This window comes from Leclercia sp. 119287, assembly GCF_009734485.1.
Lineage (GTDB): Bacteria > Pseudomonadota > Gammaproteobacteria > Enterobacterales > Enterobacteriaceae > Enterobacter > Enterobacter adecarboxylatus_C.
Genome location: NZ_CP046445.1, coordinates 1,757,778 through 1,775,325 on the forward strand (window position 1 = coordinate 1,757,778; position 17,548 = coordinate 1,775,325).

The 17,548-nt window shown below is 59.6% G+C and carries 14 protein-coding genes; 6 read left to right on the forward strand and 8 right to left on the reverse strand.

Annotated features, from left to right (window positions below; translation table 11 throughout):
- Nucleotides 1-16 precede the first annotated feature (16 nt).
- Together ttrR and ttrS are read right to left on the reverse strand one after the other, a co-directional pair.
- A complete protein-coding gene (gene ttrR / locus GNG27_RS08435) occupies nucleotides 17-598 on the reverse strand; it encodes a tetrathionate respiration response regulator TtrR (protein ID WP_156263373.1) in 582 nt (193 codons plus the stop codon).
- Nucleotides 598-2,334 carry a tetrathionate respiration histidine kinase TtrS gene (gene ttrS, locus GNG27_RS08440; protein WP_156263374.1) on the reverse strand — a complete coding sequence of 579 codons (1,737 nt, stop codon included), beginning with the start codon at nucleotides 2,332-2,334 and terminating at the stop codon, nucleotides 598-600. The genes ttrR and ttrS overlap by 1 nt, the downstream gene beginning before the upstream one ends.
- A 164-nt stretch (nucleotides 2,335-2,498) precedes the next feature.
- Here ttrS and ttrB point away from each other — a divergent pair, with 164 nt between their 5' ends.
- Genes ttrB through ttrA form a run of 3 tightly spaced genes read left to right on the forward strand, consistent with a single transcriptional unit; the run spans nucleotide 2,499 to nucleotide 7,291 of the window.
- Nucleotides 2,499-3,245, forward strand: coding sequence for a tetrathionate reductase subunit TtrB (gene ttrB / locus GNG27_RS08445; protein WP_142488986.1), 747 nt, complete (start codon nucleotides 2,499-2,501; stop codon nucleotides 3,243-3,245).
- On the forward strand, nucleotides 3,235-4,230 hold the full coding sequence (gene ttrC, locus GNG27_RS08450) for a tetrathionate reductase subunit TtrC (protein WP_156263375.1): 996 nt from the start codon (nucleotides 3,235-3,237) through the stop codon (nucleotides 4,228-4,230). Before ttrB ends, ttrC begins: the two co-directional genes overlap by 11 nt.
- Nucleotides 4,223-7,291, forward strand: coding sequence for a tetrathionate reductase subunit TtrA (gene ttrA / locus GNG27_RS08455; RefSeq protein ID WP_156263376.1), 3,069 nt, complete (start codon nucleotides 4,223-4,225; stop codon nucleotides 7,289-7,291). Before ttrC ends, ttrA begins: the two co-directional genes overlap by 8 nt.
- A 131-nt stretch (nucleotides 7,292-7,422) precedes the next feature.
- On the opposite strand, the gene GNG27_RS08460 is transcribed toward ttrA, so the two are convergent.
- The 3 genes from GNG27_RS08460 to GNG27_RS08470 all read right to left on the reverse strand — a co-directional run bounded on the left by GNG27_RS08460 (nucleotide 7,423) and on the right by GNG27_RS08470 (nucleotide 10,000).
- The gene (locus GNG27_RS08460; RefSeq protein ID WP_156263377.1) at nucleotides 7,423-8,796 is read right to left on the reverse strand and encodes a Xaa-Pro peptidase family protein; all 1,374 of its coding nucleotides are present in this window, start codon (nucleotides 8,794-8,796) and stop codon (nucleotides 7,423-7,425) included.
- A 27-nt stretch (nucleotides 8,797-8,823) separates the two neighbouring features.
- On the reverse strand, nucleotides 8,824-9,060 hold the full coding sequence (locus tag GNG27_RS08465) for a DUF1272 domain-containing protein (RefSeq protein ID WP_156263378.1): 237 nt from the start codon (nucleotides 9,058-9,060) through the stop codon (nucleotides 8,824-8,826).
- A 145-nt stretch (nucleotides 9,061-9,205) separates the two neighbouring features.
- Nucleotides 9,206-10,000 carry an SDR family oxidoreductase gene (locus GNG27_RS08470; RefSeq protein ID WP_156263379.1) on the reverse strand — a complete coding sequence of 265 codons (795 nt, stop codon included), beginning with the start codon at nucleotides 9,998-10,000 and terminating at the stop codon, nucleotides 9,206-9,208.
- A gap of 263 nt (nucleotides 10,001-10,263) precedes the next feature.
- On the opposite strand from GNG27_RS08470, the gene GNG27_RS08475 reads away from it, so the two are divergent.
- Nucleotides 10,264-11,646: a glycoside hydrolase family 28 protein gene (locus tag GNG27_RS08475; protein ID WP_156263380.1), complete on the forward strand. Its 1,383-nt coding sequence runs from the start codon at nucleotides 10,264-10,266 to the stop codon at nucleotides 11,644-11,646.
- A 233-nt stretch (nucleotides 11,647-11,879) separates the two neighbouring features.
- Here the strand turns inward: GNG27_RS08475 and GNG27_RS08480 are convergent, their stop codons facing one another.
- Both GNG27_RS08480 and GNG27_RS08485 read right to left on the reverse strand, forming a co-directional pair.
- The gene (locus GNG27_RS08480) at nucleotides 11,880-12,872 is read right to left on the reverse strand and encodes a hypothetical protein (protein ID WP_156263381.1); all 993 of its coding nucleotides are present in this window, start codon (nucleotides 12,870-12,872) and stop codon (nucleotides 11,880-11,882) included.
- A gap of 428 nt (nucleotides 12,873-13,300) precedes the next feature.
- Nucleotides 13,301-14,185 carry an SDR family oxidoreductase gene (locus GNG27_RS08485; RefSeq protein WP_142488994.1) on the reverse strand — a complete coding sequence of 295 codons (885 nt, stop codon included), beginning with the start codon at nucleotides 14,183-14,185 and terminating at the stop codon, nucleotides 13,301-13,303.
- Nucleotides 14,186-14,447: 262 nt separating this feature from the next.
- Between GNG27_RS08485 and GNG27_RS23630 the strand changes: the two genes are divergently transcribed.
- Entirely contained in the window at nucleotides 14,448-15,035 is a 588-nt protein-coding gene (locus tag GNG27_RS23630) for a YcxB family protein (protein ID WP_231600436.1), read from the forward strand.
- A 3-nt stretch (nucleotides 15,036-15,038) separates the two neighbouring features.
- Nucleotides 15,039-15,833 (forward strand): helix-turn-helix transcriptional regulator, encoded by a 795-nt coding sequence (locus tag GNG27_RS08500; protein ID WP_156263382.1) that lies wholly within the window; start codon nucleotides 15,039-15,041, stop codon nucleotides 15,831-15,833.
- Here the strand turns inward: GNG27_RS08500 and leuA are convergent.
- Entirely contained in the window at nucleotides 15,785-17,461 is a 1,677-nt protein-coding gene (gene leuA, locus GNG27_RS08505; protein WP_156263383.1) for a 2-isopropylmalate synthase, read from the reverse strand. The two genes, GNG27_RS08500 and leuA, sit on opposite strands and share 49 nt — an antisense overlap.
- Between the last annotated feature and the right edge of the window lie 87 nt (nucleotides 17,462-17,548).

Genomic DNA, 17,548 nt, shown 5'->3' on the forward strand with positions numbered 1-17,548 from the left:
GCTTCGGCAGGCTTTTTTATGCGCCTGAACGGTTAATCTGCAACACCAGCTCCGCCATGCTTTTCGCGTCCATCTTCTCCATCACCCGCGCCCGGTGAACCTCCACCGTGCGGAGCGCGATATGCATCTTTAGCGCAATATCTTTATTCATCAGGCCGGCGGCGACCCAGTGTGCCACCTCTTTCTCTTTTGGCGTCAGCGTGGCGTAGCGCAGCCTGAGTTCGTTGGTCTGTGTCAGGCGCGCTGAGTGGGCGTAACCTTTCTCAATGGCCGCCGTCAGGGCCCCGGCGGCGACGGGTTTCTGTAAAAAATCGACCGCGCCAGACTGGATCTCTTGGACGGCCATCGGTACGTCGCCGTGCCCGGTGAGAAAGATCACCGCCAGGGTGCTGTTGGCCTCGCGCATGGCCTGAAAAAGCGCATGCCCGTCCATCTCCGGCATCCGCATATCCAGCAGCGCGACCCCCGTCGTCCCGAGCGGGGCTTCGCGCAGAAACAGCTCACTCCGGTTCCAGCACCGGACGCTGTGGCCCAGGCTCTCCAGTAAATAGCAACAGGCGCTGGTGACCGCCTCGTCGTCGTCAACTAAATGAATCATTACGCTTTTCCGTTGTGTTCGCCGATCGCAAAGGTAAGGGTCACGCGCGTCCCGTCGCTCCCGTCCGGCGCGCGGTGGTTGTTTACGCTGATATCGCCATTAACGCCACGCAGCAGCCGCTGGCAGATAACCAGCCCCAGGCCCATGCCCGTTTTTTTACCGGAATGGAAGGGGCGAAACAGCTCAGCGAGCTGTTCCGCAGGGACGCCGCCGGCATCATCCTGCAGGGTTATCCGGTGCTGCTGCTCATCGCGATCCAGGTCAATCCACAGGTTGCTGGCACCCGCCTGCACCGCGTTCAAAATGATATTTGCCAGCACCTGCTCCAGCACCACCGGCGGCAGAAAGAGCATAACGGTTTGGTGGCGGGTCAGATGTACGGCAAGGCCGGGCGCGGCCTTCTCCAGCTGCAGGAGGGTCAGTACCTGCCTGAGGGTCCCGGCAACATCGCAGGGGGTCACACTTTCCGTCGCCTGTTCACTCTGTCGCGCCGGGTTAGCCCACTCCCGCAGGTGGCGGATGATCAACCCGCAGCGTTCGGCCTGCGATTCAATATTGACCAGCGCCTTTTCGACCGCGGCACGGTTTTCAGCCGCGGACAGATGGTTCAGCCCGCCCTGGGCATACATGCGGATGGCCGCCAGCGGCTGGTTGAGCTCGTGGGCAAAACCGGAGGCCATCTCCCCCAGAATGCTCATCTGTCGGGCCTGCTCCAGGGTCTGCTGCTGGGCGAGCAGCTGGCTGTTTGCCTGCTCCAGCGCCCTGCCACGGCGATTCACCAGCACCATCACCCAGCCATAGTTGGCGATAAACAGCACCACCAGCAGTAAACACAGCCCGATAGCCAGCCGGTGCTGGCGCATCCAGTCGATCACCGTCTGCCCGATCCGCTGCTGCTCCGGGTGGCGGTTGAGTTCCCGCAGCAGGGCTTCGGTATCGCTGGTGGAGGTCGGAGCCCCCCAGCGGGGCGAACTCAGCAGGGCCCGGGTCACCGCGTCTGCCACCCGGTCGTCCACGCCGGGCAGCGCGGCAAACGACCAGTCAGGGTAGAGCGGGGTGCTGGTCAGGCAGTGAAAGGCGACGTTTTTTTGCAGCAGCACGCGAAACTGGCTTTTGTCGATCAGCCCCTCGCTGTCCATGCTCTCGAGTAAACAGACCGGCACGATGGCGGCCTGAATAGCGTCTTCACGCAGCAGATAGAGCAGGGCATCGGCCGGAAAACCGACAAAGCGCACCTTGCTGTCATCCACCTGTAACCCGGCATCACGCAGCGCCCGGTAGCCCAGCAGATAGCCGCCAAAAGCCTGCGCATCCACCGCTCCCAGCGTTCTTCCGGCCAGATCCTGTGGGCGGGTGATGCTGCTGGTGCTGCGCACCAGTATGGCGCTGCCGGTGGTCATGCTCTCCACGGCGGATCCCTGCCCGGAGCGCAGCGATGACAGCCAGCGCAGATGGTAGTGGCTGTTGAGCTGGACAAACTGCCCCGGGTTGGTCAGCACAAACTGGATGGTGCCCTGGTTTACCGCCTCGCGCATGCCGTTGAGATCCAGCGGCAGCAGGCGGAAGTGGGCATCGGGCACGGCGTGATTAAGCGAGTCGACCAGCGGCTGCCAGTGGGTGCGGGTGGCGGTTTCACCGCGTAAGGCCAGGATGCCGATGGTCCAGTCGGCTGCCAGCAGCGGGGAGGTGAGGCCGGTAACGATCAGGAACAAAAGGATTTTTACGCTGCGCTCCATGCAATACCTGCCCCTTTCTTTTGCGTTAGATCAAGCCCATCGGGTTTATGTGGTTAACCACAATAGTGAGCGACCCGGCCAGATTTTTAGACTGTAAATAACCACATTTGGTCAGGTAATACCATCCCTGATCGTTTTCTTATGCGCACTGAGTGGAGGGCAACATGGACATCAGTAAGCGCCAGTTTTTACAGAAAATGGGCGTTGTCACGGCCGGCGCAGCGCTGGTTCCGCTGGCAGAGGCAGAGATAGCGTTCGGCCCTGAGCGGCATGGCGGTTCCGACCAGCATCGCTACGCCATGCTTATCGATCTGCGCCGCTGCATCGGCTGCCAGTCCTGTACGGTAAGCTGCGCCATTGAGAACCAGACGCCGCAAGGGGCGTTCCGCACCACCGTCAGTCAGTATCAGGTCCGGCTTGCCGATAGCGACGAGGTGACCAACGTGCTGCTGCCCCGGCTGTGCAACCATTGCGATAACCCGCCCTGCGTGCCGGTGTGCCCGGTGCAGGCCACCTTCCAGCGCAAGGACGGCATTGTGGTGATCGACAACACCCGCTGCGTGGGCTGCGCCTACTGCGTGCAGGCCTGCCCGTATGATGCCCGCTTTATCAACCATACCACCCAGACGGCGGATAAATGCACCTTCTGCGCGCACCGCCTCGAAGCCGGGCTGCTGCCGGCCTGTGTGGAATCCTGCGTGGGAGGCGCCCGGATCGTCGGCGACCTGAAAGATCCCCGCAGCACCCTGAGCCGGATGCTAGCGACGCACCGGGACGAAATCAAGGTGCTGAAGCCGGAAAATAACACCCGACCGCAGGTTTTCTATCTCGGCCTGGATGAGGCCTTTGTCTCGCCGCTGCAGGGCCGCGCCCGACCCGCACTCTGGCAGGAGGTGGAATATGATCATTGATGAGATGCTGGCTCAACCCCAGGCCATCACCTGGCTGCCCTGGGCCGTGCAGTACTTTTTCTTTATCGGGATTGCCTCCTGCGCCGTCCTGCTGGCCTGCGCGGCCCGCTGGCTGCGACACCGGCACAGCGAGCGGTTTGAGCGGGTGTGCCTGTTCATCGCGCTGACCTGCGGGATCACCGCCCCGCTGGCGCTGACCGCCGACCTGCACCAGACCGCGCGCTTCTGGCACTTTTACGCCTGGCCGACCCCCTGGTCATGGATGCCCTGGGGCGCGCTCTTTTTACCACTGTTCACTCTGCTGCTGGGGCTGTGGTTCTTACTGTTTCACCTGCGCAAAAGCAATACCCGGCTGCTGCGCGGGCTGGCGCTGGCGGCGGCGCTGACCGCCATCGGGTTGCTGCTCTATACCGGGCGGGAAGTCTCCGTGGTGCGCGCCAGGCCGGTGTGGTTCAGCTACTGGCTCCCGGTGGCGATGTTCTTCAGCGCCATGAGCGCGCTGCTGGCGCTGCTCGGTCTTGTGATGCGCGACCTCGCCCGGCGGCTGGCGCAGGGGCAGGTTATGGCCCTCGTCCTGCTCGGGGCGGTGATGCTGGCGTGGTCTCTGGGCGATACCCTGTCGGGGGAAGCGCTGCGCCAGCAGTGGCTGCTCGGCGGTGACATCCGCCTTTACCTGCTTACCCTGATGCTGCTGTGGGCGGCGGCGCTGACAGTCTCGTTGTATGCCAGTCGGTATCAGCCCCCGTTCTTTATCACCCTCGCAAGCGCGCTGCTGGTGGCGATCCTCTGCTGGACGCTGCGCTGGGCGGTGCTGATGGGGGGGCAAATTATCCCGAAATACAACGCCCTGACAAATGACTATTCCCTGCCGATGGGCACCGACGGCCTGCTGGCGATTATCGGCACTTTCGGCCTGTGGCTGGCCCTGATGATTATCCTCGGGGAGTGCGTGACCTGGCTTTCAAGGAGATATCAGCATGCCTAAATTATCCCGCCGTCAATGGCTGAAAATCGGCGTGGCCGCCGGGGGTTTTGCCGCGTTCGGTCTGAGCTATCGCGATGTTGCACAACGGGCCCTCGAGGGGCTGGTCAACGGCACCTCCGGCAAGGTGACCCGCGACCGGATCCACGGCAACTCGCTCCCGCCGGAAGGCAGCGTCCATAACGGCTGGCAGAACACGCCCGGCCAGGCGGTCTCCATGACCCAGTGCTTTGGCTGCTGGACGCTGTGCGGCATCCGGGTGCGGGTGGACAAGCAGGCGAACCAGGTGCTGCGCATCGCCGGTAACCCCTGGCATCCGCTCTCCCATGAGAAACCGTTCCCCAGCAGCATGCCGTTTGCCGGAGCGATGTCCCGCCTTGCCGGAGAAAGCGGGCTCGGGTCCCGCTCCACCGCCTGCGCGCGCGGTGCCACCCTGCTGGAAAGCCTGACCAGCCCCCTGCGGCTCCTCACCCCGATGAAGCGCGCGGGCAAACGCGGCGAGGGCAAATGGCAACGCATCAGTTTTGAGCAGCTGATCGAAGAGGTGGTGGAGGGCGGTAACCTGTTCGGCGAGGGGCACGTGGACGGGCTGCGCGCCATTCGCGATCTCACCACCCCGGTGGATGCCCGCCATCCCGCCTGGGGGCCGAAGGCCAATCAGCTGCTGGTGACCAACACCAGCGATGAGGGGCGGGACGGTTTCCTGCGCCGTTTTGCCCTCAACAGCTTCGGCTCGAAGAACTTTGGTGCCCACGGGGCCTACTGCGGCCTGGCCTACCGCGCCGGGTCCGGGGCGCTGATGGGCGATCTGGATAAAAACCCGCACGCCAAACCGGACTGGGAAAACGTCGAGTTTGCCCTGTTTATGGGCACCTCGCCGGCCCAGTCGGGTAACCCCTTCAAGCGTCAGGCCCGCCAGCTTGCCAGCGCCCGGCTGCGGAAATTCAATTACGTGGTGGTCTCGCCGGCCCTGCCGCTGACCACGGTGCTGGCCGACGATCGCGGCCACTGGCTGGCGGTTAAGCCCGGTTCGGACTCGGCGCTGGCGATGGCGATGATCCGCTGGATCATCGATAACGAGCGCTATACCGCAGAGTATCTGACGCTCACCAGCCGCGAGGCGATGGCGCGTGCCGGGGAGAAGAGCTGGAGTAACGCCACCTGGCTGGTCATTACCGATGAAGCGCACCCTCTGGCGGGCCAGCATTTACACCTTTCCCATCTGAACGGCGGCGACGGGCAGGGGGATGAGGCGCTGGTGGTGAACGAGGCGGGCGAGCTGGTGCCCGTCAGCCAGTGCGATCGCGGCGCGCTTTACGTGACGCAGCAGGTCACCCTGCACGACAGCACCCTGGTGACGGTGAAAAGCAGTTTTCAGTGTCTGAAAGAGTCGGCCCACCGCTTCAGCCTGGCGCAGTACAGCCAGCAGTGCGGGGTGGCGGTGGATCAGATCGTCGCCCTGGCCACGACCTTTACAGGCTACGGGCGCAAGGCGGCGGTAGTGACCCACGGCGGCATGATGTCCGGGAACGGGTTCTACAACGCCTGGGCGGTAATGATGCTCAACGTGCTGCTGGGGAACATGAGCCTCAGCGGCGGGGTGTTTGTCGGCGGCGGGAAATTCAACGGCGAGGTGAACGGGCCCTGCTACAACCTGGAGCAGTTCCCCGGCAAGGTGGCGCCCAAAGGGCTCAATATCGCCCGCAGCAAAGCCGACTACGCCCAATCGGAGGAGTATCAGGCGAAGATCGCCGCAGGCCAGTCGCCGTGGCCTGCCCGTGCCCCCTGGTATCCCTTTGTCGCCGGGCAGCTGACCGAGCTGCTGCCCTCCGCGCTGGAGGGCTACCCCTATCCGCTGAAGGCGTGGATCTCCAACATGACCAACCCGCTGTACGGCGTCCCGGGGCTGCGGGGGGTGATTGAGGAGCGCCTGGCGGATCCGCAGCGCCTGCCGCTGTTTATCGCCATCGATGCTTTCATGAATGAGACCACCGCCCTGGCGGACTATATCGTGCCGGATACGCATAATTTCGAAAGCTGGGGATTCAGCGCCCCGTGGGGCGGCGTGGCGAGTAAAACCACCACCGCGCGCTGGCCGGTGGTGGCCGCCGCGACGGCGAAAACCGCCGGGGGCGAGCCGGTTTCCATGGAGGCCTTCTGCATTGCGGTGGCCACACGAATGCAGCTCCCGGGGTTTGGCGATAACGCCATCCCGGATGCGCAGGGGGAGATGCACCCGCTACACCGCGCGGAGGATTACTACCTGCGCGCCGCCGCCAATATCGCCTTTGCCGGGCAGAAACCGCTGCCCGGAGCCAACGAGCAGGACATCCTGTTATCCGGGGTGGATCGCATCTTCCCGGCCATCAAACAGACCCTAACGGCCCGGGAGGCGCTACCGGTGGCGTTTCTCTACAGCCGGGGAGGGCGGTTTGCGCCGGATGCCTCGGGCCGCTCAGGGGAGACGGTGGGAACCGAATGGGCTAAACCGCTGCATATCTGGAACCCGCAGGTCGCGGCATACAAACACGCCATTACCGGCGAGCGCTTCAGCGGCTGCCCGACCTGGTATCCGGCCCGCCTGTCAGATGGCCGGGCTCTGGAGGCGGTCTACCCGCCAGCGGAGTGGCCGATGCAGCTGATGTCGTTTAAATCAAATGTGATGAGCAGCTCAAGCACCGTCGTGGAACGGCTGCACCACGTGAAGCCGACGGGGCTGGTGGCGATCCACCCGCAGGATGGCGCGCGGTTTGGCCTGCAGCACGGCGATCTCGCCCGAATACGGACGCCGGGCGGTAGCGTGGAGGCGCAGGTGAGTTTACTCTCCGGGGTGATGCCAGGGGTGATTGCCATGGAGCATGGTTACGGGCACAAAGAGATGGGGGCGCGGCAACACTGGCTGGATGGTGAGCCGATGGCGCAGCGAAGCCAGATTGCTTCTGGGGTGAATCTCAACGATCTCGGTTTTGCCGATCCCACCCGTAAGGTGCCCGGTCCGTGGCTGGAGTGGGTGACGGGCTCCTCGGTGCGCCAGGGGTTACCGGCCAGGATAGAGAAAGTGTGATCCGGTACGGTAAGTGAAGGGCCGACTACAGGGGCGGTCTTTTCCCCCTCATCCTTAAAGGAGAGGGGGAGAGGCAGGTTATTTATTGATACTTTATCTGGTCATTGCAAACGGCAGTACCAGCCTTCGCCTCAGCAGGTAAACGCCTTCTCCTTCGCCAGCAGGAACGGGCGCAAATAGGCCACGGTATTCGACAGCGGGATCGCCTCATCCGCGAGATTGATCTTCAGCACGTCGCGAATATAGGTCCGGCGGGTCACAATCCGCGCCCATACATCCGGATAGAGCGTCTGGATTTTGCGTTGCAGCGCCGGGTCAGCCAGCGCGATGCTCTCCTCGGCGCTCACCCCGGTGTAGCCCGGTACGGAGGGGATAATGTCGATCTGCAGGATCATCCCGCTTTTCAGCGTCTCGGTGGAGTGAGGATAAATGGGGGAGGACATCCACTCTTCATCGGCGCTGAGATGCCCGGGATTGAGGTGCCAGCCATACTGCGTTTTGTTGAGCACCTTTTCGATATGGGCGTACATCTCGCCGCCCGGCATCCCGATGCGGATAGTCTCAAGCCAGCTGACGACCGCCGCAAAATAGGGCTTCGCCACCCGATCGAGATAATCTTTCTGCGCTTCAGGCAGCTCGCTCTCGTCGGCAATCACAAACCCGGTCCGGCTCGATAGCCCGCCTTTAAATCCGGTGGTCATCGACAGCGGCTGGCCGCGCTCCAGCTTTTTATACGTGGGGTAAAAATTCGCTTTCTCAAAACGCTGCCCGGCGGCGGCAATGGTCACCACCGTCTGATACTGGCCTTCCGCCGCGAGCAACGCCCCCAGCTCGGTTTCGCGGATCCCCGGCTCCACCGCGTTCATGGCATTCAGCATGCAGCCTGAGGCCAGATTAGCGCCATATTCGTAATGGGCGATTTCGTTCTCGTTGTTGGTCACTCGGGCACCGTTATCGCCGCCGATAAACAGGTGCGCGGCATTCTCCAGCTGCGCGTCGGTGCTGTTTTTGAGCGCCTCGACAATAAAGTACGGCAGATCGAAGAGGTGTTTATTATCGGCCCCTGTAGCGGTAAACATTTTCCAGCCCACAAGACCCATTTTGCCGAGCCGGTGAAGGCCGATGTCCCTGAACAGCGTCTCCAGCGAGGTCTCATTGTCCATCGGCTGATTGGGCAGCGAGAAATACGGACAGTGCTTCAGGGTGACCGGGAGCCGCGAATGCTGCGCCATCTTCAGGTTTTCATTGCCCAGAATTGCCGTAGCAGCGCCCGACTTATCAAGGATCAGCAGCCCCTCCTCGAAGCGGGGTACAAACCCGGTCAGGTACTCGAAGTTACCCCCGTGCTCCTTGTCGGCATAAATCACGAGGGCGTCATAGCCTGCCTCGTTCATGCGGGTCAGCACCTTATTTTTACGCTCAAGCAGGGTGGCATCGGTGAGCAATACCGGGGCCACCCCGGTGAACTGGCGCGGTGCCGGGATGGTCTGCAACTGGATCATCATTTACCTCATCGTCAGAAAGCGGGGAAGTCAGGCCCTTTTTTGCGCGTGGACCCGCAGGGTGGAAGCTGGCGAATTCACCAGCTTATTTGCCGGCCGCACCGGGCGGCGCACCAGTTCCCCCTGGCAGTTGGGACAGCGATGGTTAAGATGGGTTTCGGCGCAGGCGGCGCAGAAGGTGCATTCGAAGGAGCAGATTCTGGCGTCCAGGGCGTCAGGGGGCAGGTCACAGTCACACCATTCACAGTTCGGGCGAAGTTCAAGCATAGTTTCTTTCCTTTCAGCAGGCTGCGTCTGCTTCACTATGCCAGAGAGACCCTAACCCCGCGACAGCTGTGTCGCAGGGTTGAGATCAGCGTCCACGCTGGCCGCCTGGATGTACGAGTACGGCGACCCGCTTAAGCGTTAACCCTCAGCGGGGCAGATAGCGCGGCGCCGGTTCTCCGGTGCGGGCGCTGGCAAACAGCGCCAGCCGCGCCTCTTCGTAGCGCGCCCACAGGGTTTCGTCGTGCATCGGCGGAATGGTGATCAACTCCCCCTGATCCAGCCCCGCCAGCGCTGCGTCCACCATATTGTCGGTAGTCATCACCGATCCGGCGGGCAGATCGTCAGCAGTGATGCCGGACAGCCCCCAGATTTCGGTGGCGGTGGCTGCCGGTAATACCGCCTGGATCCGCACCTGGCTGTCGGCAAACTCCTCCTGCAACCCGCGCGTAAAATTCAGCACCCAGGCTTTGGTGGCGCTGTAGAGCGCGCTGCCCGCCCGGGCATGAATCGACAGCACCGAGGCGATGTTAATCAGGGTGCCGCGGTTGTTCTGCGCCAGCCGCGGCAGCAGGGCATAGGTGAGGCGCATCAGGGCAGTAGTGTTGAGCATGTTGATTGCCTGATGTTGCACCACATCTCCCGCGAGGAAGGGGGCCATCTGCGCGGTGCCGGCATTGTTGATCAGGGTATCGATAGCGGTATTGCTGCGCAGGATCTCCTCCACGGCACGGATCCCGGTTTCATCGGTAAGATCCGCCGTCAGGGTGGTAACCTTCACCCCGTAGCGCTGCTCCAGCTGTTCCGCCAGCGCCAGCAGGCGCGCTTCCCGGCGGGCCACCAGTACCAGATCGTAACCGCGGGCGGCGAGACGGTCGGCGTAGACCGCGCCAATCCCGGAAGATGCACCTGTAATCAAAGCCGTAGAACGTTGCGTACTCATTGTGATACCTCGGAATGCGTTAATTGGTTTCAACATAAAACTAAATAAAGCCTGCGCTATATGGTTTTATAATGCAACCAATTGTGGAAGGTTTTTTTATCTTTGCGAAGGGGAAAGGGCGGGAAAGTTGTGTCATTTGCCCAAAAAATCAGCGTTATTTTCAGGCAAAATAACGACATGCAGCAAAGCGTGATCGTTACACTCACAGAAAAGAAACAGCGGTGCTAATTTTGCAAAACAACAAACCATAAAAGGATGACGTTATGATCTCCCGCACTTTACCTCTGTGGGCTGCCGCCGCTGTGGCGAGCCTGATACCGCTTCACGCCGTCCAGGCCGCGAGTTCCGTTAAATTTCCCGATAAAGTCTGTAAGGTCACCGACTACGGCGCGGAGGGCCATCGATTACAGATTGCTCTCAACACCGGGGCTATTCAAAAAGCAATTGACGACTGCGCTGCCGCAGGCGGCGGAACCGTGCTGGTACCCAAAGGCAATTTTTTGACCAACCCGCTCTTTCTGCGCAATAACATCCAGCTGAAGCTGGAGAAAGATGCCACCCTGGTGGCGTCAACCGAAGTTGCGGCTTATCGTGCCGATGAAAAATCAAAATATGCCGAAGCGGAAAACGGCTGGCTGCCGTTTATCAGCATCGCGGATGCGCAAAATGTCGCTATCGTCGGCGAAGGCACTATCGACGGTCAGGGCGCCGTGTGGTGGGAGCGCTGGCGGGAAAACATCCGCGCGACAGGTAAGAAGGGCGGGACCGATCGGCCACGGCTGATTTATATTACGCGCTCGAACAACGTGCTTATCGATGGGGTCACACTGACCCATTCGCCGAGCTTCCACGTGGTGACGCGCTATGCGCACGATGTCGATATTAACGGGACGCGCATTCTCTCCCCCTGGCATGCACCAAATACCGACGCCATCGATCCTATCGACAGCCAGAACATTCGTATCACCAATAACTATATTGACTGCAACGACGATCACATCGCCATCAAAGCGGAAAAAGCGGACCCACGCTTCCCGGATGGCGTGGTGGATAATATCTATATTGCCAATAACACCCTGAAGCAGGGACGCGGGATCTCCATCGGCAGCGAGAGTGCGGGCGGGGTGAATAACGTGCTGGTGGAAAACAACACCTTCGAGGGGTCGATGTACGGCATCCGCATCAAAAGCCCGCGCGGTAAGGGGGGCGAGGTGAAAAACATCGTTTACCGCAATACCAAAATGCACAACGTCGAAGTGCCCCTGGTCTTCTCCGCCTACTATAAAGCCGCGCCTATTGTTGAGGCAGAGGTTGACAAGCTGCTGCAGGCGGGCGGTTTTACCCTCGGGGAGCAGATCTATCCGCCGGACAGCGATCCGAAACAGCCCTTCGACAAACACACCACCCCGCACTTCAGTAACATCACTGTGGAGAACTTAACGTCTACCGGTGACAGCAAGGCGGCAGCCTATATTATTGGCACCCCGGAAGCCCCACTCAGCGGTTTCCATTTCACCAACGTCAATATTGAAGCCGCTCAGGGGCTGCGCATTCGCAATGCCGAACTGGAGACTAAAGGACTCAGCCTGAAGGTGAAAGAGGGGCCGACGATCCGCCAGGATGCGGGCGCTATCGTCCGCGAATAACCTGAAAGCCAGGACAACTGCGGCGGGATCTGCGCAACGCCCCCTCCTGAGGGAGGGGGAGCAACCCACGCAGAAAACATAAATGCCCTTCCGGGCATTTATGTTTTAACTGGATGTATCCTGTCAGATACCGATTAGTGCCAGAACAGCGCAATCAGAATAATGATTGGGATCGGGACGCCTAAAAAGAACAGTAGTAATGAGCGCATGTAAACCTCCTGCTTAATTAAGTATTAAAGATCGCGTTGACGGCCACCGAAGGTCGCACACAGGCTGGCGACGAAAGCACCCGCCAACAGAGAAATAAATGTCCAGAGCATGAGATAGCTTGTCGTTTTACGTGCGGTATCAGCCGCCTGTTGAGCTTTCTCTTTCGTCTCTTTTAATTTCGCCTGGGCTTTGTCGTACGTGGTTTGTACCCGCTGTTCAGCCTCTTGCTGACTGATACCGGTACGTTGAGCAATCAGCTGCGCGACATACTGACGATCTTCCTGAGGTAACTGGCCGGTGGTGATACTGTTGGTGAAAATACCGGTCACTTCATTCAGCTGAGCAGGGGTGAGCTCCTGCTGAGGCGCGGAGGGTGCCGGCGTAGCGGGAGCCGCTGCTGGCGCATCCGGGGATACTGACGTATCAGGTGTCGCAGCCGGGGCACCCGGACGGAACATCGAATTAACGAAATACGCCATTGGGGAACCGGAACCTTCAGATGATGCGTTCGCCATACCCGCCGCGCCGCCTACCGTGGCTGCGGCAGCCCCGCCTGCTACGGAACCCACGACCTTCGCGCTTCCTCCCACAATGGAGCTCACGGTGGAGGTTAACAGCATTGCCGAGACCAGCGCAGCCACCGCCCAGGCCAAAAATCCATGCGCAGTATCGCGGAAGTAAATTTCATTGGTATGGGTAGAAACCCATTTGGTGCGCAGTCGCCCGGCTAAATAGCCTCCCATACCGGACGCCACGATCTGCGTGAACGTCAGCCAACCTATTGCCGCAATACCAACCGTACCGGCTTCGAGCCCCTCGTTTTCCCATGGCGAGACGGAAGTCAGGCCTAGCCCGGCGCCCAGCATCAGCAGGATCAACGACAAGGAAGCCGCCGCCGCCGCGCCAGCAAAGATGGCGCCCCATGATACGGCACTACTGCTGCTCGCGTCGGGCAGGGGCAGACGCGGATCAACATACTGAGTGTTAGCAGTGGAATGATCGTGAATGTGAGTCATAGCTGTTGTCCTTTAAATAATCTTATGCCGGAACGCAGGTCTGTTATGCGTTCAGTACCAGGAACTGATTGAAAAAACAGGAATCATTATCAACTTCAACATTGAAACGCTTTCAGGACCGATCGATACAACTTATAACGAGATCATCGCTAAAAGTTTAAGAAAATAAAACAGCTGAAAATTGAATATAGAAATCTAATCAATGATCTTATGATAGTTGATAATTTTGCACCGGGCACGTTTTGATCCAAAGAAATAAGCGTACCGGCAGCGGTGATGCTTGAGTAAAGAATTTCCCGCACAATCTACGCGCCTGCAATAATATTCAGGACGGGGTGCCGTACTCATTAAAAATCCGTTACCGCTTAAGGTAACGGATTTTATAATATTCCTTACTGTTCATCAGGCGCGCCGGATTTAATAAACCGCTACGCGACGCCGGTACCACCGTCGGAGCACCAGACCTGACCTGAGGCATAAGAGCAACTTTCGGACGCCAGCAGAACATACAGAGGGGCAATTTCAACCGGCTGGCCTGGTCTTCCCAGCGGGGTATCAGCACCAAACTGCTGCACCTTCTCCTGAGGCTGTCCGCCGCTGGATTGCAGTGGCGTCCAGTATGGGCCCGGGGCCACGGCATTCACCCGAATGCCTTTCGGACCCAGCTGTTTTGCCAGGGATTTCGTGAACGCCACGTTGCAGGCTTTGGTCTGGGCATAATCCAGCAGAATTTCGCTGGGCTTGAAGGCCTGAACCGAGGAGGTGTTAATGATCGCCGCGCCTTCCGTGAGGTGACGCAGCGCGGCGCGCGTGATCCAGAAGGGGGCATACACGTTGGTTTTGAAGGTGGCGTCGAACGCGGCTGTCGTCAGCTCTTCAATGGACTCGCAATACTGCTGTCGGCCGGCATTGTTAACCAAAATATCGAGACCGCCCAGTTCACTCACTGCCCGTTCAACCAGGGTATCGCAAAACGACTCTACCCGAATATCACCGGGGATAGCGACGGCTTTACGCCCTTCAGCCTGAATAAGCGCGATAACGGCCGCAGCATCAGTTTCTTCTTCCGGTAAATAACCAATGGCCACATCGGCACCTTCGCGGGCATAAGCGATTGCGACGGCGCGTCCAATACCGGAGTCACCACCGGTAATAAGTGCTTTTTTACCTGCAAGTTTCCCGGATCCGATATAACTTGTCTCGCCGTGATCGGGAATTGGCTTCATTTCTGATGCCAGTCCGGGCATTTGTTGTGGCTGCTCCACAAAGGGTGGACGTGGGTAGTGTTTTGAAGTGGTGTTTCCTGATGTCATCCCGGCCTCCTTAGTTATTGAATATAAATAATAGCCATTGTGACAAGAGACACATTTCCGGACGGCATAATTCGGACTATTCTTCTTTTGGATATATTTTTGCTTTTTCTCTCTTTATGACATACCCAAAAATAAGCGACGTCATCAGGCGGTAAAACCGCGTGTAAAGCCTGTCGCTGATACCGGGGCGATTAAGGCTTCTCCGAGTGGTATTAACCCGGTACAATTAAACGGGACTTGAATAGATTAGCAAGAGGGTTGCATGATAAGAAAAAACAGGATCGTTGTGGGTTACTCGTTATCCGTTTTAGAGCGAACTCAGGCCAGCAAGCTCATCCACGATCATAAAAAAGAATATCTCAAACCCTACGGTTATATTTCTCTCATTCAAAAGGCTGCGGTCGCTATTTTAGCGGTAGCGGTTTTATTTAATGTGATTACTTTGCTGCAGTTTAGCCTGAGAACCACGCTGGACAGTGATTTTCTGGCAAGAACAAAAATGTTCAGTATTGCTCTGCTGGTGCTGTTTGGCGTCGCGTTGGCCCTGTTTAAACTCTATGACGTGCTGATGAATAACGCCATGCAGAAGCAGCAACCGGTTGAGCAGGAGGACGCCGGGATCTTACAAAAAGTTAAATTAAACCGATTTTTTGTCGAAACTATTACTCCTAACGCCAGCGGTAAGATCTACTGGAAAAACGTTAAGGACTGCTACAGGAAAAATGGGTTTATTTTTATCCATATGAAGAATGATAATTGTGTGGTTATTCCGGAACGGGTTTTTGCTTCTGCCGGTGAAGCAGCGGAAGTGTTTGACTTTATCAACGTGCAGATAGCGCAAAATAAATAAACCATGACAACCCAACAGCAGTTCAGCTTTACCACACGCCCGCTGGTGCCCTTTGCCCATGATTACACCCACGGCGAAACGGAGCCCTGGCACAGCCATACCTGCGCTCAGCTCCTGCATACCCTGAGTGGAGTGGTGCGCGTGGAGACCGCGCAGGGCTTCTGGATTGTGCCGCCGGGGCGCGGCGTCTGGCTGCCTGCCGGGACGCAGCATCGCCTGCTGATCACCGGCAACGTGGCGGCCCGGACGCTGTTTATCGATCCTTTTGCCCGGGCGGATTTGCCGTCGGTTTGCCAGGTGGTGCAGATTTCGACCCTGCTGCGCGAGCTGATCATCGCCTCGCTGCAATTGCCGGAGAGCTATGCGGCGGGTAGCCGGGCGGAGCGCATTTATGAGCTGATCCTCGATGAAATCCGCGGGATAAGCGTGCTGCCGTTCAATCTTCCTGAGCCTCAGTCACCCGCGCTGCTGGCGCTGTGCCGCCAGATCCAGGCCGACCCAGGCATCCGCTGGACCACGGCGCGGGTTGCCAGTCAGTTAAATATCAGCGAGCGCACCCTGCTGCGGCACTTTCGCCAGCAGACCGGGCTGGCGTTCAGCGAATGGCTGCGCCGGGCGCGGCTGATGGAGGCGCTGAACCGCCTGGCGCAGGGGCAGTCCGTGCTCCGGGTGGCGCTGGATCTCGGCTATGAGAGCCACAGCGCCTTCAGCGCCATGTTCCGCCGCACCCTCGGCGTGGCCCCGAGCGACTACTTCCAGCCGGAGTCGCTCTCCGGCAGCGCGTTCAGCAAGGCCTGAAGCGACGCCCGGGAAACATCGTTGTCGATGCCGGTTCCCCAGCGGCTCGCTCCTTGCTTAGAACTGCAGCGAATATAGGCCGCCGACCGGCTTTCGCTGCATCTGCCGAGCGTGTGCTCGTGATAATCCTCGATGGCGAACGTCAGATTAAAGCTGGCCTTTATCGCCCCGGCGGCGGCCGAGAGCAGGCCGTTACCTTTCCCCTCTAAGGTCACAATACCGTCCGCGGTCTGTACGCGGGCCCACAGCGCCAGCCCGCCGTCGGCCTGGCTTTCAGTCCGGTAATCCAGCAGCTGCCGGGGGGCGTGCTGATGCGGTCCGTACAGCTCACGGTACAGTTGCCAGAGCGCACTCAGCGTCATCTCGTTGCCTTCCCGGTCGGTGTGGGTCTGGACGTAGCGGCTGAAATCCTGCTGCAGCGCCCGGGGCAGCACCAGGCCATGATTCTGCTCCAGCATCCAGGCCGCGCCGCTTTTGCCGGACTGGCTGTTGACGCGGATCACCGCCTCATAGCTACAGCCGATATCGTTCGGATCGACCGGAAGATAGGGCATCTCCCACTGCGGTGAGGCCGACTGTTCCCGGGCGTGAAAGCCTTTTTTGATCGCGTCTTGGTGTGAGCCAGAGAAGGCGGTAAACGCCAGTTTGCCGGCGTAAGGCTGGCGTGGATGTACCGGCAGCTGGTTGCACTGCTCTACCAGCTCCACGACCTGCTTCATATCACTGAAATCGAGGCGGGGTGAGACCCCCTGGCTGTAGAGATTCATCGCCAGCGTCACCAGGCAGACGTTCCCGGTACGCTCTCCGTTGCCAAACAGGCAGCCTTCCACCCGGTCGGCCCCGGCAAGCAGGGCCAGCTCGGCGCTGGCGACGCCGCTGCCGCGATCGTTATGGGGATGCACGCTGATACAGACCTCGCTCCGGCGGGAAAAGTGACGGCAGAAGTACTCGATCTGATCGGCATAAACGTTGGGCGTATTGACCTCGACCGTGGCGGGGAGGTTGACGATCATCGGCCGTGCGGAAGAGGGCTCCCAGACATCCGCCACCGCCTCACAGATTTGCAGGGCAAACTCCGGCTCGGTAAAGCAGAAGGTTTCCGGTGAGTATTCGTAGCTCCAGCGCGTCTGCGGGTTGGCCTCGCACAGGGTGCGGATCTGGCGCGTGGCGCTGACGGCAAGCTGGATAATTTCCTCTTTACTCTGGCGGAACACCAGCTGGCGGAACAGCGGCGCGGTGGCGTTATAGAGATGCACCGTGGCCCGTTTTGCCCCGTCGAGCGAGGCAAAGGTGCGCTCAATCAGATCGCTGCGGGCCTGGGTGAGCACCTGAATGGTGACGTCTTCCGGGATGCGCTGCTCCTCAATCAGCTGACGGACAAACTGAAAGTCCGTCTCTGAGGCGGAGGGAAACGCGACCTCGATCTCCTTAAATCCGCACTTCAGCAGCTGTTCCCAAAAGCGCAGCTTGCGCGGGATATCCATCGGCTCCGCCAGGGCCTGGTTGCCATCGCGCAGGTCGGTAGAGAGCCAGCGCGGGGCGTGGGTCAGGGTCTTGTCCGGCCACTGGCGATCGGGTAAGGCAATCGGGGCAAAGGCAGCGTACTTTTGCGAGGGGTTGGTCAGCATAGCGTTTCTCCAGGTGATGTTGTGTTTTTATCCTGGCGAATAACGGGGGAGGGTACTGGCGCAAAACTGACAACCTGTGGTGAGGAT

Bases quoted from the DNA above. Each gene is read 5' to 3' on its own strand.
- ttrR (WP_156263373.1), bottom strand. From the start codon at position 598: ATGATTCATTTAGTTGACGACGACGAGGCGGTCACCAGCGCCTGTTGC.
- ttrS (WP_156263374.1), bottom strand. From the start codon at position 2,334: ATGGAGCGCAGCGTAAAAATCCTTTTGTTCCTGATCGTTACCGGCCTC.
- ttrB (WP_142488986.1), top strand. From the start codon at position 2,499: ATGGACATCAGTAAGCGCCAGTTTTTACAGAAAATGGGCGTTGTCACG.
- ttrC (WP_156263375.1), top strand. From the start codon at position 3,235: ATGATCATTGATGAGATGCTGGCTCAACCCCAGGCCATCACCTGGCTG.
- ttrA (WP_156263376.1), top strand. From the start codon at position 4,223: ATGCCTAAATTATCCCGCCGTCAATGGCTGAAAATCGGCGTGGCCGCC.
- GNG27_RS08460 (WP_156263377.1), bottom strand. From the start codon at position 8,796: ATGATGATCCAGTTGCAGACCATCCCGGCACCGCGCCAGTTCACCGGG.
- GNG27_RS08465 (WP_156263378.1), bottom strand. From the start codon at position 9,060: ATGCTTGAACTTCGCCCGAACTGTGAATGGTGTGACTGTGACCTGCCC.
- GNG27_RS08470 (WP_156263379.1), bottom strand. From the start codon at position 10,000: ATGAGTACGCAACGTTCTACGGCTTTGATTACAGGTGCATCTTCCGGG.
- GNG27_RS08475 (WP_156263380.1), top strand. From the start codon at position 10,264: ATGATCTCCCGCACTTTACCTCTGTGGGCTGCCGCCGCTGTGGCGAGC.
- GNG27_RS08480 (WP_156263381.1), bottom strand. From the start codon at position 12,872: ATGACTCACATTCACGATCATTCCACTGCTAACACTCAGTATGTTGAT.
- GNG27_RS08485 (WP_142488994.1), bottom strand. From the start codon at position 14,185: ATGACATCAGGAAACACCACTTCAAAACACTACCCACGTCCACCCTTT.
- GNG27_RS23630 (WP_231600436.1), top strand. From the start codon at position 14,448: ATGATAAGAAAAAACAGGATCGTTGTGGGTTACTCGTTATCCGTTTTA.
- GNG27_RS08500 (WP_156263382.1), top strand. From the start codon at position 15,039: ATGACAACCCAACAGCAGTTCAGCTTTACCACACGCCCGCTGGTGCCC.
- leuA (WP_156263383.1), bottom strand. From the start codon at position 17,461: ATGCTGACCAACCCCTCGCAAAAGTACGCTGCCTTTGCCCCGATTGCC.